Source organism: Solwaraspora sp. WMMA2080 (genome assembly GCF_027497395.1).
GTDB lineage: Bacteria > Actinomycetota > Actinomycetes > Mycobacteriales > Micromonosporaceae > Micromonospora_E.
Window position 1 is genome coordinate 5,342,322 of sequence record NZ_CP114910.1, and the last position, 13,286, is coordinate 5,355,607.

Genomic DNA, 13,286 nt, shown 5'->3' on the forward strand with positions numbered 1-13,286 from the left:
CCGATGGCGACCGACCCACTCGGCGGCGACCCACTCGGCGGCGGCCCACGCCCAGCCGACCCACCCGCCGGTGACCTGCAGCTGACCGACCTGACCAAGCGGTTCGGCCCGTTCACAGCCGTGGACGGACTCGACCTGAGGATCCCGCAGGGGGCGTTCTTCGCCCTGCTCGGCGCCTCCGGCTGCGGCAAGACCACCACGCTGCGGATGGTCGCCGGGCTGGAGCAGCCCACCAGCGGCCGGCTGCTGCTCGGCGGGCGGGACATCACCCGGCTGCGGCCGTACCGGCGGCCGGTGAACACCGTCTTCCAGAGCTATGCGCTGTTTCCGCACCTCAGTGTGGCCGACAACGTCGCGTTCGGGCTGCGGCGGCGCGGCATCCGCGACGTGCGCCCGCAGGTCGATCGGATGCTCGCCCTGGTGCAGCTCGACGGCTTCGGCCCGCGCCGACCGCAGCAGCTCTCCGGCGGGCAGCAGCAGCGGGTCGCCCTGGCCCGCGCGTTGATCAACCACCCGCAGGTGCTGCTGCTCGACGAACCACTCGGCGCGCTCGACCTCAAACTGCGCCGGCAGATGCAGGCCGAGCTGAAACGCATCCAGACCGAGGTCGGCATCACCTTCGTGCACGTCACCCACGACCAGGAGGAGGCCATGACGATGGCCGACACGGTCGCGGTGATGAACGCCGGCCGGATCGAGCAGCTCGGCCCACCCGCGCAGATGTACGAGTTTCCGGCGACCGCGTTCGTGGCGAACTTCCTCGGCCAGTCGAACCTGCTGGCCGGCGAGGCCACCGGCCGATCCGGCGACGACGTGCTGGTCACCGCGTACGGCTCGCGGTTCACCGTGCCCGCGGCCCGGTCCCGGTCCGTCGACGGTCCGGTCCATCTGGGGGTACGCCCGGAAAAGCTCGCCCTGACCCGGGACGCGGACGGCGTACCGGCCGGGGCGCAGTCGGTCACCGGCGTGGTCACCGAACTGGCGTACCTCGGGGTCAGCACCCAGTACCAGGTGCGCACCGGCTGGGGCACCGAGCTGAGCGTGTTCAGCCCGAACAGCGGGGACGGAGCTCTGCTGCCGGTCGGTGCCGACGTGGTCGCCTACTGGCAGCCGGCGCACGCCTTCCTGCTGGCCCGTGAGCCGGGCACCGGCGACCAGACCGCCCCGCTGCTCGACGACGCCGTACCCGCGTCATGAGCATCCTGGCCCACGTCGGCGGGGGAGCGGGCAAGCCCCCCGCCCCGGTGCCGGCCGCCCGGCGGCGCGACCGGCTGCTGCCGTACCTGCTGCTGTTGCCGGGCGGGGCGTGGCTGACCCTGTTCTTCGCGGTGCCGGCGGTGCAGCTCGCCGCGACCAGCCTGTACGACCCGACCGGCTCGCTGGCCACCGGGTACGCGATGACCTGGTCGTTCGGCAACTACCCGGACGCGCTGTCGGCGTACTGGACGCAGTTCGGTCGCGGCTTCCTCTTCGCCGGCATCGCCACCGTGATCGCGGTGCTGCTCGGCTACCCGCTGGCGTACGCGATCGCCCGGCGGGCCGGCCGGTGGAAGAACCTGATGCTGATCTGCGTCGTCGCCCCGATGTTCACCAGTTTCCTGGTCCGCACCCTGGCCTGGAAGACGATCCTGTCGGAGAACGGCTGGCTGGTCGGCGTACTGCGGGATCTGCACCTGCTCGCGCCGGACGGCCGCCTGCTGTTCACCCCGGTCGCGGTGGTGCTCGGGCTGACGTACAACTTCCTGCCGTTCATGGTGCTGCCGCTGTACGCGAGCCTGGACCGGCTCGATCCCCGGCTGCTGGAGGCGGCCAGCGACCTGTACGCGAGCCCGGCGCGGGCCTTCTGGCGGGTGACCCTGCCGCTGTCGGCACCTGGCCTGGTCGCCGGCACTCTGCTGACCTTCATTCCGGCCTCCGGTGACTACATCAACGCCCGGCTGCTCGGCACCCCCAACGAGTACATGATCGGCAACGTGATCGACTCGGCGTTCCTGGTGCGGCTGGACTATCCGCAGGCGGCGGCGCTGTCCTTCCTGCTGATGGCGGCGATCCTGATCATCGTGTCGGTCTACGTCCGGCGCGCCGGCACCGAGGAGGTGCTGTGACGGGCCCAGGTGCGCCAACCGGCGCGGGGATCGGTGCGCGGATCGGCCGGTGGCTGGTCGACCGCTGGGTGTTCGGCGTCGGCCTGCTGGTGCTCGGCTACCTGCTGCTGCCGGTCGCGGTGGTCGCCGGGTTGTCATTCAACCGGCCGTCCAGCCGGCTGTCCTACGACTTCAACGAGTTCACGTGGGACAACTGGCGGCAGCCGTGCGCGACCAGCGACATGTGCGACGCGGTGCTGCGCAGCGTACAGATCGGGTTCCTGACCACCGCCGGGGCCACGATCCTCGGCACCCTGATGGCGTTCGCGCTGGTCCGGCACCGGTTCCGTGGCCGGGCCGCGGTCAACCTGCTGATCTTCCTGCCGATGGCCACGCCGGAGCTGGTGATGGGCTCGTCGCTGCTGACCCTGTTCGTGGCCGGGGCGGTGCCGCTCGGCTTCTGGACCGTGGTGACCGCCCACGTGATGTTCTGCCTGAGCTTCGTGGTGGTCACCGTGAAGGCGCGGCTGGCCGGCATGGACACCCGTCTGGAGGAGGCGGCGATGGACCTGTACGCCTCCGAATGGCAGACGTTCCGCCTGGTCACCCTGCCGCTGGTGCTGCCCGGTATCGTGGCCGCCGCGCTGCTGGCCTTCTCGCTGTCGTTCGACGACTTCATCGTCACGAACTTCAACTCGGGCACCACCGTCACCTTCCCGATGTACGTCTGGGGCGCCGCCCAGCGTGGCATCCCGCCGCAGGTCAACGTGGTCGGTACGGCGATGTTCGCGGTCGCCCTGCTGCTGGTGGTGCTCGGCGGTGCCCTCGGGCGGCGGCGGGGCCAGGTCAGTCCTCGATCGCGTGCATGACGTGCTTGAGCCGGGTGTAGTCCTCCAGCCCGTACATGGACAGGTCCTTGCCGTGGCCGGAGTGCTTGAAGCCGCCGTGCGGCATCTCCGCCACGATCGGGATATGGGTGTTGACCCAGACGCAGCCGAAGTCGAGCCGGCGGGTCATCCGCATCGCCCGGCCGTGGTCGCGGGTCCACACGGAGGCGGACAGGCCGTACCTGACGCCGTTGGCCCACCGGACCGCCTCGTCCTCGTCGGTGAAGCGCTGCACGGTGATCACCGGCCCGAACACCTCGTCCTGGATGATCTCGTCCGGCTGGCGCACCCCGGCGACCACCGTCGGGGCGTAGAAGTAGCCCCGGTCACCGACGCGCGCGCCGCCGGTGTGCAGCTGCGCGTGGTCCGGTAGCCGGTCGACGAAGCCGGTGACCCGGCCCAACTGGTCGGCGTTGTTCAACGGCCCGTACGCCACGTCCGGCTCGTCCGGTAGTCCGGTTTTCGTCGACCGGGCCTGCTCGGCCAGGGCGGCGACGAAGTCGTCGTGCACGCCCGGTCCGGCCAACACCCGGGTCGCCGCGGTGCAGTCCTGCCCGGCGTTGAAGTAGCCGGCACCGGCGATCGCCTCGGCAGCCGCCGCCACGTCGGCGTCGTCGAAGACCACCACCGGGGCCTTGCCGCCCAGTTCCAGGTGGGTGCGCTTGAGGTCGGGTGCGGCGGCGGCCGCCACCTCCATGCCGGCCCGGGTGGAACCGGTGATCGACACGAACTCCGGGGTCGGGTGGGCGACCAACGCCCGGCCGGTGTCCCGGTCGCCGCAGACCACGTTGAACACGCCCGGCGGCAGGAACTCGGCGGCGATCTCGGCCAGCAGCAGCGTGGACAGCGGGGTGGTGTCGGACGGTTTGAGCACCACCGTGTTGCCGGCGGCCAGCGCCGGGGCGATCTTCCAGACCGCCATCATCAGCGGGTAGTTCCAGGGCGTCACCTGCGCGCAGACCCCGATCGGCTCCCGGCGTACGTAGGAGGTGTGCCCGGCCAGGTACTCGCCGGCCGATTTGCCCTCCAGCACCCGGGCCGCCCCGGCGAAGAACCGGAGCTGGTCGACGCTGGGCGGCAGCTCCTCGTCGGCGGTCAGCTGGCGTGGCTTGCCGGTGTTGCGGACCTCGGCGTCGACCAGGTCGGCGGCGCGGGCCTCGACCGCGTCGGCCAGCTTGAGCAGGGCCAGCTGCCGCTGCGCCGGGGTGGTGTCCCGCCAGCTTTCGAAGGCGGTGGCGGCGGCCGACATGGCCCGGTCGACGTCGGCGGGGCTGGACGTTGGTGATTGGGCGAACACCTCACCGGTGCACGGGTCGACCAGGTCCTGGTAGCCGCCGTCGACCGGGTCGACGTAGCCGCCGTCGACAAAGTTGCGCACCGTCTGCTTGTCGGTCATCGTTCGGCTCCTGCACGTCGGCTCGGCCTGGATCAGGCAGGATGAGGTATCCGCCAGCTAGGAGCCATCTTCGCGACCGAAATCGCAGCAGACAAGAGGTACGGCAACTGTTTCCGTGCGTGCGTTGCTGGACCGTGCCGCCTCGTCAGCGTGTCTCACGCCGCTTCGTCGGCGTGTCGGGCGAGGAACTCGTCGATCGCCTGACGAATGAGCCCCGACCGGCCTCCCTTGTCGTTGCCGGCGAGTTCGTCCAGCCGCCGCACGGCCGTCGCGGAGAGGCGGACTCCGGTAACGATCATGGGTACGCTCTCCGGTGACGGCGCAGGGCCAAGATCGGGGCCTCTGGAGGCGTCGCGTAGCAGCTCCGAGATGTCGCCACCCTGGTCGAAATACGCCACCAGCTCTTCGCGGCTCATCGTCCGCGGATCACGGCTCGCACTCATCGTGTCCCCTCCATCCACTGCTTGACCTCCTCCGGCGTCGCAGGCCGAGCCGCCAGGATCGCGTAGCTGTTGACCTTCCCCACCCGCTCACACAGCACCATGATCACGCGTGCTGTGTCAGCCAGGCCAGCTACCGCCAGCAGGAGTGTCCCGATGTGGTTCTCGATCCGCTGCGGCGAGTAGAGCGCTTCGACCGTCTCCCGTTCGGAGACGCCGTGCCGTGCCGCGCTGATCTTGCCGGCCTCAGTCCACCCGTACTCTCGCGCAACCACGACACCAGCGTACAACGCGTAAAACGTGCGTACCGGCAGCGCTGCTGTCGCAGCTCTGAGTGACGTCGGCGCGTAAGCCCCTAGCAGGCGGAGCGTTCTACGGCCGTGCGGATGCTGGGCGAAATCTGGTGGATGACCGTCGGCTGCATCGGCGATGATCACATGCGTGGAGGGTCGTCATCGGCAGGTCCGGGCTCGGTACACCGCCGACACCGTCACCGTGTACCAGGCGTATCCGGCGGAGATCGCGGTGCCGACGTTGGCGAACGGGCGGTTCGTGGCCCCGTTCAAGCGGGACCGGATGACGTGGATCAAGCCGTCGTTCCTGTGGATGATGTACCGGTGCGGGTGCAGTGGGATCCTGAGCGGTCGCTGCGGCTCGGGCCGCTGCCGTACCGGTCGCTGCAGGTGGGGCTGTCCGGCGAAGCAGTCGACCGCTACGTCGACGAGTGGACCGTCGCCATCACCGAGGTGACCGGGCTGGCACATGCTGTGCGGGAGCGGCTTTCCGCTGGTGATGACGCGGGTGCTGGTGCCCTACTGCCGGCCGAGCGGGTCTATCCGTTGCCGGCCGAGGTTGCGGCGGTCATCGGCGCAGACCCGACACCGGCGGCGACCTGCTGATACCGCAGGACGGGATCGAGCACGTCAGCCGGTGGGTACTCGTTGAGCTTGATGCCTCAGGTGCATCAAGATGCACCTGAGGCATCAGGTCGTCGGACGCATCATGGGGTCCGGGGCTCGTCAGGCGCGGTCGTGCAGAGTGACCTGGTAGCCGTCGGGGTCGGCGAAGGTGAAGGTCCGACCGAAGGGGCCGTCGATCGGCGCGGAGACGATGGTGTGACCGTCGGCGACGAGAGCATCGTGAATGTCCTGCACGTCTGTGGCGTGGAGCCAGATGGCTGCACCGATGCCCGGCTGAGCAACGGATCCGAGGTCGGTGCCGGGGACGATCTCGCGCAGCGCGAACGCGATGGGCTTGGTTTCGAAAACGACGGCGTGCGCAGGCCCGGCCGGCGAGCGTACGAGCCCGAGGTACTGCTCGTAGAACGCCCGCGAGGCGTCGAGGTCGCGTGCCTGCAGCGAGATGAAGTCGGGGCCGGTGACGGGCATGATGGTCTCCTCCGGTCGTGTCAGGTTCCTGACATGGCGCAATGTATGTCAGGATGCTGACATGAGTCAAGGCGGGCGGGGCAGTGGGCAGGGCGTCGACCTGGAGACATCGCTGGGCTATCTGCTGAAGGAGGCGTCGAGCGCGCTCCGGATGGCCATGGAGGAGGTGCTGCGACCACTCGGGATGAGCGTGACGCGTTACTCGTGCCTGGAGTTGCTGGCGCAACGGCCAGGCCTGTCGAACTCCGAGCTCGCGCGGGGCGCCTTCGTGACCCGGCAGTCAATGAACGTGCTGCTCCAGGCGCTGGAGCGAGAGGGCTACGTGACCAGACCGGCGGAAGCGCCCGTCGGGAAGGTGCTGCCCACGCGGCTCACGCCTCTGGGTCGGCAGAGTCTCGAAAAGGCGACCGTCGCGGTCCGGTCGGTCGAGGTCAAGATGCTGGCCGGGTTGACCGAGACCGAGCAGTCGGAGGCGTTGCGGATCCTGCGGCGGATGGTCCGCTCCCTGCGCGATGGCGACGACGGCGCTTAGCGGGGCCGACCGCATTTGATTCGAGACTCGAAGTAACATGGTGGGGCCGGTGGCCCGGAAGGTACGTCCTGATGCACTCGTTTGCCGGAGAAGCTCGCCGCGACACTGCGGCAGACCCACCAGTCCCAGATCGTCGTACTCGCCGCTGATCTGTCCGACCGCGCCGCGCCGCGTGCCATCGTCGACGCCCTCGCCGGGCAGCGTGTCGAGATCGACCTGCTGATCAACAACGCAGGCATGGGAGCGGTCGGCCCGTTCCTGACCCGCCCGTTGGCTCCGAACGTCGACTCGGTCGAGCTCAACATCACCGCACTCGTGGGCCTCGTGCACAGCATCGGAGGCCACATGCTGGAGCGTGGCCACGGCGGCATCATCAACGTGTCCTCGGTGGCCGGCTTCCAACCCATGCCTTTCCAGGCCAGCTACGCCGCGACCAAGGCGTTCGTGCTGTCGTTCACCGAAGCCCTCGCCGAGGAACTGCACGACACCGCAGTACGGGTGATGGCGGTGCATCCCGGACCTGTCGCTACCGGATTCTTCGACGGAACCACCGCAAAGATGCACACCAGAGCCGTCCCGCCCGAGCGCATCGCAGCGAAGTCGCTCGACGATTTCGCGCGTGGCAAAGAGATCTCGTTCCCCGGCGGTCTGTCCGATCGCGGCATCTCGTTCGCCTCGCGCCTCCTGAGCCGCAAACGGGCAGCGCGCCTGAGCGGCAACCTCAACCGCAGGGCGGGGTTCGACCACGTCGGCGACGTCGACACCCCGGCAGCCGCCTGACCCCGCCCGACCTCGCCGCGTGGCGTTCAGAGTTGGCCGAGATCGACTTCAACGGAGAAGGGCGCGGTCAGTTTTACGACGCCGGTGAAGATCTCGCCATCGCGGTAGCGCCCAGTCGCCGGGTCAAGAACGTACGTGTAGACCAGCGGTGCGCCAGTGGCGGCCTGCTCGACCCGCCAGTAGAACTGGATGCCAACCCTGGCGTACTGGTCAGCCTTGACGATCCGGTCGGTCGTTTCCGATCCGGGAGAGACCACCTCGACCACCAGCAGCACATGCTCGGGGCGGGTTGGGGTGACGTCGATGGTGTCCGCCCGGTAAACCGTCACATCGGGACGACGGTTGTTCAGCGGCACGTCCTGGAGCCGAACATCGAAGTCGGTGTCAGCGTTCCAATCCGGCCCGGCGGCACCATCCAGAGCGTTCGCCAGCAGCCTGGCCAGGCGATTGTGCCGCTTAGAGGCACTCGGACTCACGAGCACCATCCCATCCACGATCTCAATGCCCGCACACTGCTCTTCTGTCCACGTCGCGTACTGCTCGGCCGTGACCTGTTCGTGCATCCAAGCCGGCGCGACCATCTCGACAGTCATCCGCGCCTCCTGACCGGCGATCGGCTACCACCTCAAGATACCGCCGGCTCGGTCGATGAGCAGGCTGCCAGACCTTTTGGGTCGATTTGCCGCAACTAGGATTTCTGTCCGTGTCATCGGAGTGTCATCGGTGTGACCGGCCGGCCTGACGCTGGGTGCAGGCTCGCCCCGCCGAGGGGGGACCGGGCCGGCTTGGTCGAGATGAAGCGCCGGCCCTGGCTGGCAGGGCCGGCGCTTCGACGGTGTCTTGCGGGGTGGGTGGCTGGGTCAGTGGTGGTGCTTCGTCAGTTCGACGAAGGAACGCCAGGCGGGGGCGTCGAAGGTCAGCGTGCCGCCGTCGCGGTCCTTGGCGTCCCGGACCAGGACCCGACCGGGCAGGTTGTCGGCCACCTCGACACAGTTGCTCACGCCGCTTGACCTGGTGGATTTCCGCCATGAAGGGTCAGTTGTGTTCATCAATCAACCTTAGGATCAGGTCCCGGCTCTGGGTAGTCGATAACGAGAGCTCGTTAACGGCTTCCCAGACCCATTCCAGTTCGATGACGTCGGCTGCCGTGCTCGCCATCCTGCCGCGCAGCTGGTCGTCCAGGTAGGCGATCCGGCGGCCGTCGCCCAGGGTGGCCAGCGAAAGTGGTCCGTTCAGACCTGGGTTGAGGCCGATGTTGCGGTCGGGCACCACCCGTATCCGGACGTTCGACTGGTGGCTGGCGTCGACCAGGTAGCCGAGCTGATCCTTGAGAACCTCACGGGACCCCTGGTGCAGAGCGGCTTCGCCGATCAGGCAGGACAGCTCGACCGGCTCGTCACGGGTGAACACCGCCGCCTGCCGGCCGAGCCGGATCCGAATAAGATCGTCGACCTTGCTCTTGCTCCAGGGTGAGGCGGCGAACAGCTCACGCATGTAGGGCTCGCGTTGCAGCAGCCCTGGGATGATCGACAACTCCCAGCAGCGCAGCAACGCGGCCCGCCGTTCGTGCTCAGCCCACGGACGCAGCCAGGGCTGGCGGTCTCCGCGTGCCTCGTCGGCCAGTTTGCTGGATCTTGTCACCGGAGTTCAGCACCTCGTCGAGCGCCTGTGCGGTGTCCTCCTTCGGCACCAGCCGACCGGTCTCGAAGCTGGCTATCAGCGACTTCGACACGCGGAGCGCCTTTGCCAGCTGCGTCTGGTTCATGCGCCGGGTCAGTCGGAGTCGCCGAAGCTCTGTCGTGAGTTCACTCATGATCATCACCTCGAATACCCAGAAGTGGCAGCGGGTTCAACGAGGTTCATCTTCTAACGACACCGACTGATAGTCCAGCGTGGAAGTAGACCACCGGGTGAATTGCCGTGGATGCTGAAATCGGAGCGCTTCTCGCAGCAGCGCTTTTTGATCAAGGAGCGGGGGCGAGTAGCTCGTCGATCTGGTTGATCGCCGAGGTGGAGCCCTCCACCATGCCCATGTCCAGCACCTGTTGCAGGGCCTCGGCGGACTCGTACTTGCCCACGTAGGTCGCCCGGGTGCCGCCGTTGTGCTCGGCGAATGTGTACGTGTTGCGGGAGGTCGGCATCTCCGACAGCGGCTTGAAGTCCATGTCCGCGAAGCCATCCTCGAAGGAAAAACTCGTCGGCTCGTCCACGGCGGTGATCAGCCAGTATCCGGCATGCTTGTCGCCCTCCGGGCCGGTCATGAAGTAGGTGACGCGTCCGCCGGGCGTGAGGTCGTGGTCGACCACGGTCGCCGGGTACGTCGGCGGTCCCCACACCTTCTCCAGTTGGCGAGGGTCGGCGTAGACCTGCCAGACCCGCTCCACCGGCGCGGCGAAGTCCGCGGTGATGGTCAGGGTCCGGTTGTCAAGGTCCTGCTGGACGTCGGTCACGGGCACTGTTCGGTCCTTTCGTCGGGGTCGTCTGCGACCCATCGGGGTCGGCTGCGAGCAGCGCGTCGATGCGTGCGATGCGGCCACGCCAGATGTGTTCGAGCTCGGTGAGCATGGCTGCCACCGAGCGCACCGCCTGCACGTCTCCGCTGGCCAGCTGCTCGCGACCACTGCGTCGTTTGATCAGTAAACCGGCCTTCTCCAGCACAGCGACGTGTTTCTGTACGGCGGCGAAGCTCATGTCGTACTTGGCGGCGAGCGCTGAGACGGAGTGCTCCCCGGCCAGCACCCGGCGCAGGATGTCGCGCCGGGTGCGGTCGGCGAGCGCGTGGAACATGGCGTCCGCCCGGTCCGCGCTCTCCTCGATCACCACGCCAATATACAACCGATCGGTTGTGCGTTGTCAAGGCCATCGAGTGCCTCGGTCACTGGCTTTAGGCTGGCCGGATGGATCACCCCGACCCGACCCCGCGTACGCCGTTCTGGCTGGCTGGCGAACCGGCGCACGGTGACGCGCCACTGGCCGTGCACCACCCGTACGACGGTCGGCTCGTCGGACGAACCAGCTACGCCACGCCCGACCAGGTCGAGCGGGCGGTCGCCGCCGCGCACCGGGTCGCGCCGGTGGCCGCCGCACTGCCGGCGTACCGCAGGGCGGCCGCACTGGACCACATCAGCGCCCGACTCGCGCAGCGGGCCGACGAGATCGCCCGGCTGATCACCGCCGAGAACGGCAAACCGATCAAGTGGGCGCGCGCCGAGGTGGCGCGCGCCGTCTCCACATTCCGCTGGGCGGCCGAGGAGGCCCGGCGGTTCTCCGGCGACCTGCAGCGCCTGGACACCGACCCGGCCGCCGCCGGCCGGATGGCGGTGGTCCGCCGGGTGCCGCGCGGGCCGGTGCTGGGCATCTCGCCGTTCAATTTTCCGCTGAACCTGGTGGCGCACAAGGTCGCCCCGGCGATCGCGGTCGGCGCCCCGATCATCGTCAAGCCGGCCCCGGCGACCCCGCTGACCGCGCTGCTGCTCGGCGAACTGATCGCCGAGGTCACCGAGCCGCACGGCCCACACACCGGAGCGCCCGCCGGATCAGGCACCGGCCTGCCGGCCGGCATGGTCTCGGTGCTGCCGGTGCCGAACGACAGGGCCGGCGACCTGGTCGCCGACCCGCGCCTGCCGGTGGTGTCGTTCACCGGCTCCGGGCCGGTCGGCGCGCTGATCCGCCGATCAGTGCCGGACAAGCACGTCACCCTGGAGCTGGGCGGTAACGCCGCAGCGGTGATCTGCGAGGACTGGACCGGCGACGAGGAGCTGACCCGGGCGGCACAGCGAATCGCCACCTTCTCGAACTATCAGGCCGGGCAGAGCTGCATCGCGGTGCAACGGGTGTACGTGCACGAATGGCTCTACGACGGCTTCCTGCCCCGGCTCGTCGCCGCCGTACAGGCGCTGCGGGCCGGTGACCCGGCCGACGACGCCACCGACGTTGGGCCGCTGATCAGCGAGGACGCCGCGATACGCGTCGAGTCGTGGGTGGAGGAGGCGGTGGCCGCCGGGGCGACGATCGAGGTCGGCGGCCGACGCGACGGCGCGACGTACCCGCCGACGGTGCTGACCGGGGTGCCGGCCGGCGCGAAGGTGCTGACCGAGGAGGTCTTCGGCCCGGTGCTCGTCGTGGACCGGGTGGAGAACGACGAGGCCGGGTTCGCGGCGGTCAATGACTCGGCGTACGGGCTGCAGGCCGGCGTGTTCACCCACAACCTGCAGACTGCGTTCACCGCGCACCGCACGCTCGCCGTCGGCGGGGTGATCGTCGGTGACGTGCCGTCGTACCGGGCCGACCAGATGCCGTACGGCGGGGTCAAGGGCAGCGGTGTGGGCCGCGAAGGAGTCCGCAGCGCGATGGACGACTACACCGATCCCCGGGTGATGGTCCTCACCGGACTCGACCTCTGACCTGGCACCTCGCAGGTTAGGCGACGGCCAGCAGGTCGGCGCCGATCAGCGGTGCCCAGAACCGACTCGCCGACTCGATGTCGTTGCACCAGGTCATTCCGTCGCGGCTGCCGTCGCTGTGCACGATCAGCACCTTGCCGTCCGGCATGGCGAACGCCCAGCCGACGACGTCGTCGACCGCTTCGCCGGTGTCGACCGTTTCGTCCGCGTCGGGCAACTCGTCGTAGTCGTCGTCGAAGCGGCACAGGGCGAACACCTTCGGTGCCCGGTCGAGCAGGACCGCCTCCAGACGGATCGCGGTGGTTGCCGTGCGGGTCTGGTCGCTCACAGTCGTCCTCGATTCGGTACGCAGTGACGTGTGGTGATGTCATCGTGTTCTGTGGTCACCAGCCATGCAAGTGCATTGAATTGCACCATCTGAACTACTGGTAGCTGACGTCGCGCTTTCGGTAAGCGAGACTGGCGTCCATGCATCAATGTCAAGGAGGTGCCTGATGGTCGTCGGATCGCCGCCGACGGTGCGACGCCGGCAGCTCGGTCGCGAGTTGCGCGCCCTGCGGGAGACATCCGGCCTGCTCGCCGAGCAGGTCGCCACCGAGCTGCGCTGCTCGACCGCCCGGATCAGCCGGATCGAGACGGCCCGGGTCAGGATCTCGCCCGGCACCGTCCACGAGCTGCTCGATGTCTACGGCATCGAGGGACCCGAGCGGCAGCGGCTGGTTGCCCTGGCCCGCCAGGCGCAGGAGACCGGCTGGTGGCAGGAGTACAGCGAACGTCTCACCTGGGAATACTCCACGCTGATCGCGCTGGAGAACGACGCCGCCGAGCTGCGCTGGTTCGAGCCGTCCGTGCTGCCCGGTCTGGTGCAGATCGAGGAGTACGCCCGGACGGTCATCCGCAAGACCCTGCCCGGCCACAGCGCCGAGACCATCGAGGAGAAGGTCGGCGTCCGGATGGCCCGGCAGCGGGTGCTGACCCGCGAGACCGACCCGGTGCGGCTGTGGGCGGTGCTCGACGAGGCGGTGCTGCGCCGGTTGGTCGGTGGGCCGGAGCTGATGCACCGGCAGCTGCGTCACCTGGTCGAGCTGTCCACCTTGCCGACCGTACGACTGCAGGTCCTGCCGTTCGCTCAGGGCGCGTATGCCTGCAACACCGGGCCGTTCACCGTGCTGACCTTCCCGGAGACCGCCGACGCCGACGTGGCCTACGTCGAGAACGAGGCCGGCGACCTCTACGTGGAGAAGCCGGCCGGCGTCGCCCGCTATAACCTTGTCTTCGACGACCTGCGGGCGGATGCGCTCGGCTGCGACGACTCCCGGGCGTTCATCGCCGAGGTCGCCGACGGGCTGACCTGACGCGTCGCTGACAAGGAGCAC

18 protein-coding genes and 1 pseudogene are annotated in these 13,286 nt (G+C 68.8%); 8 read left to right on the forward strand and 11 right to left on the reverse strand.

The features are described from left to right. The first annotated feature begins 3 nt into the window (after nucleotides 1-3). The 3 genes from O7543_RS24455 to O7543_RS24465 are packed head-to-tail and all read left to right on the forward strand — an operon-like array spanning nucleotide 4 to nucleotide 2,953. Nucleotides 4-1,197 carry an ABC transporter ATP-binding protein gene (locus tag O7543_RS24455; protein WP_281551728.1) on the forward strand — a complete coding sequence of 398 codons (1,194 nt, stop codon included), beginning with the start codon at nucleotides 4-6 and terminating at the stop codon, nucleotides 1,195-1,197. Further along, nucleotides 1,194-2,105 carry an ABC transporter permease gene (locus tag O7543_RS24460; RefSeq protein ID WP_281551727.1) on the forward strand — a complete coding sequence of 304 codons (912 nt, stop codon included), beginning with the start codon at nucleotides 1,194-1,196 and terminating at the stop codon, nucleotides 2,103-2,105. The genes O7543_RS24455 and O7543_RS24460 overlap by 4 nt, the downstream gene beginning before the upstream one ends. After that, complete coding sequence (locus O7543_RS24465) at nucleotides 2,102-2,953, forward strand: ABC transporter permease (protein ID WP_281551726.1); 852 nt, start codon at nucleotides 2,102-2,104, stop codon at nucleotides 2,951-2,953. The genes O7543_RS24460 and O7543_RS24465 overlap by 4 nt, the downstream gene beginning before the upstream one ends. Here O7543_RS24465 and O7543_RS24470 read toward each other — a convergent pair. The 3 genes from O7543_RS24470 to O7543_RS24480 form a co-directional block, all read right to left on the reverse strand. After that, nucleotides 2,931-4,367 carry a gamma-aminobutyraldehyde dehydrogenase gene (locus O7543_RS24470; RefSeq protein ID WP_123605959.1) on the reverse strand — a complete coding sequence of 479 codons (1,437 nt, stop codon included), beginning with the start codon at nucleotides 4,365-4,367 and terminating at the stop codon, nucleotides 2,931-2,933. The two genes, O7543_RS24465 and O7543_RS24470, sit on opposite strands and share 23 nt — an antisense overlap. Nucleotides 4,368-4,522: 155 nt before the next feature. Then, nucleotides 4,523-4,783, reverse strand: a complete 261-nt coding sequence (locus tag O7543_RS24475; RefSeq protein WP_281551725.1) for a ribbon-helix-helix protein, CopG family — start codon at nucleotides 4,781-4,783, stop codon at nucleotides 4,523-4,525. A 23-nt stretch (nucleotides 4,784-4,806) separates the two neighbouring features. Next, the gene (locus O7543_RS24480) at nucleotides 4,807-5,244 is read right to left on the reverse strand and encodes a hypothetical protein (protein ID WP_281551724.1); all 438 of its coding nucleotides are present in this window, start codon (nucleotides 5,242-5,244) and stop codon (nucleotides 4,807-4,809) included. Here O7543_RS24480 and O7543_RS24485 point away from each other — a divergent pair. Continuing rightward, a pseudogene (locus tag O7543_RS24485) lies at nucleotides 5,237-5,706 on the forward strand (DUF4291 family protein). The gene O7543_RS24480 and the pseudogene O7543_RS24485 overlap by 8 nt on opposite strands. Nucleotides 5,707-5,826: 120 nt before the next feature. On the opposite strand, the gene O7543_RS24490 reads toward O7543_RS24485, so the two are convergent. Beyond that, the gene (locus O7543_RS24490) at nucleotides 5,827-6,195 is read right to left on the reverse strand and encodes a VOC family protein (RefSeq protein ID WP_278173945.1); all 369 of its coding nucleotides are present in this window, start codon (nucleotides 6,193-6,195) and stop codon (nucleotides 5,827-5,829) included. A gap of 61 nt (nucleotides 6,196-6,256) precedes the next feature. On the opposite strand from O7543_RS24490, the gene O7543_RS24495 reads away from it, so the two are divergent. Both O7543_RS24495 and O7543_RS24500 read left to right on the forward strand, forming a co-directional pair. Further along, nucleotides 6,257-6,727: a MarR family transcriptional regulator gene (locus tag O7543_RS24495; RefSeq protein ID WP_281551723.1), complete on the forward strand. Its 471-nt coding sequence runs from the start codon at nucleotides 6,257-6,259 to the stop codon at nucleotides 6,725-6,727. A gap of 81 nt (nucleotides 6,728-6,808) precedes the next feature. Continuing rightward, nucleotides 6,809-7,507 carry an SDR family NAD(P)-dependent oxidoreductase gene (locus O7543_RS24500; RefSeq protein ID WP_281551722.1) on the forward strand — a complete coding sequence of 233 codons (699 nt, stop codon included), beginning with the start codon at nucleotides 6,809-6,811 and terminating at the stop codon, nucleotides 7,505-7,507. Between the two features lie 26 nt (nucleotides 7,508-7,533). On the opposite strand, the gene O7543_RS24505 is transcribed toward O7543_RS24500, so the two are convergent. From O7543_RS24505 to O7543_RS24530, 6 genes are all read right to left on the reverse strand, one after another. Next, nucleotides 7,534-8,100, reverse strand: coding sequence for a Uma2 family endonuclease (locus tag O7543_RS24505; protein WP_123603734.1), 567 nt, complete (start codon nucleotides 8,098-8,100; stop codon nucleotides 7,534-7,536). A 267-nt stretch (nucleotides 8,101-8,367) separates the two neighbouring features. After that, the gene (locus tag O7543_RS24510) at nucleotides 8,368-8,556 is read right to left on the reverse strand and encodes a DUF397 domain-containing protein (RefSeq protein WP_281551721.1); all 189 of its coding nucleotides are present in this window, start codon (nucleotides 8,554-8,556) and stop codon (nucleotides 8,368-8,370) included. Continuing rightward, nucleotides 8,543-9,148, reverse strand: coding sequence for a DUF5753 domain-containing protein (locus O7543_RS24515; RefSeq protein WP_281551720.1), 606 nt, complete (start codon nucleotides 9,146-9,148; stop codon nucleotides 8,543-8,545). Before O7543_RS24515 ends, O7543_RS24510 begins: the two co-directional genes overlap by 14 nt. Continuing rightward, a complete protein-coding gene (locus tag O7543_RS24520; protein WP_281551719.1) occupies nucleotides 9,078-9,320 on the reverse strand; it encodes a helix-turn-helix transcriptional regulator in 243 nt (80 codons plus the stop codon). The genes O7543_RS24515 and O7543_RS24520 overlap by 71 nt, the downstream gene beginning before the upstream one ends. 151 nt (nucleotides 9,321-9,471) lie before the next feature. Continuing rightward, nucleotides 9,472-9,963: an SRPBCC domain-containing protein gene (locus O7543_RS24525; RefSeq protein WP_281551718.1), complete on the reverse strand. Its 492-nt coding sequence runs from the start codon at nucleotides 9,961-9,963 to the stop codon at nucleotides 9,472-9,474. Beyond that, the gene (locus tag O7543_RS24530) at nucleotides 9,932-10,327 is read right to left on the reverse strand and encodes a metalloregulator ArsR/SmtB family transcription factor (protein ID WP_281551717.1); all 396 of its coding nucleotides are present in this window, start codon (nucleotides 10,325-10,327) and stop codon (nucleotides 9,932-9,934) included. Before O7543_RS24530 ends, O7543_RS24525 begins: the two co-directional genes overlap by 32 nt. 77 nt (nucleotides 10,328-10,404) lie before the next feature. On the opposite strand from O7543_RS24530, the gene O7543_RS24535 reads away from it, so the two are divergent. Beyond that, the gene (locus O7543_RS24535; protein ID WP_281551716.1) at nucleotides 10,405-11,910 is read left to right on the forward strand and encodes an aldehyde dehydrogenase family protein; all 1,506 of its coding nucleotides are present in this window, start codon (nucleotides 10,405-10,407) and stop codon (nucleotides 11,908-11,910) included. Nucleotides 11,911-11,926: 16 nt separating this feature from the next. Here the strand turns inward: O7543_RS24535 and O7543_RS24540 are convergent, their stop codons facing one another. Further along, nucleotides 11,927-12,238 carry a hypothetical protein gene (locus O7543_RS24540; protein ID WP_281551715.1) on the reverse strand — a complete coding sequence of 104 codons (312 nt, stop codon included), beginning with the start codon at nucleotides 12,236-12,238 and terminating at the stop codon, nucleotides 11,927-11,929. A 166-nt stretch (nucleotides 12,239-12,404) separates the two neighbouring features. Between O7543_RS24540 and O7543_RS24545 the strand changes: the two genes are divergently transcribed. Continuing rightward, entirely contained in the window at nucleotides 12,405-13,265 is an 861-nt protein-coding gene (locus O7543_RS24545; RefSeq protein WP_281551714.1) for a helix-turn-helix transcriptional regulator, read from the forward strand. Nucleotides 13,266-13,286 lie beyond the last annotated feature (21 nt).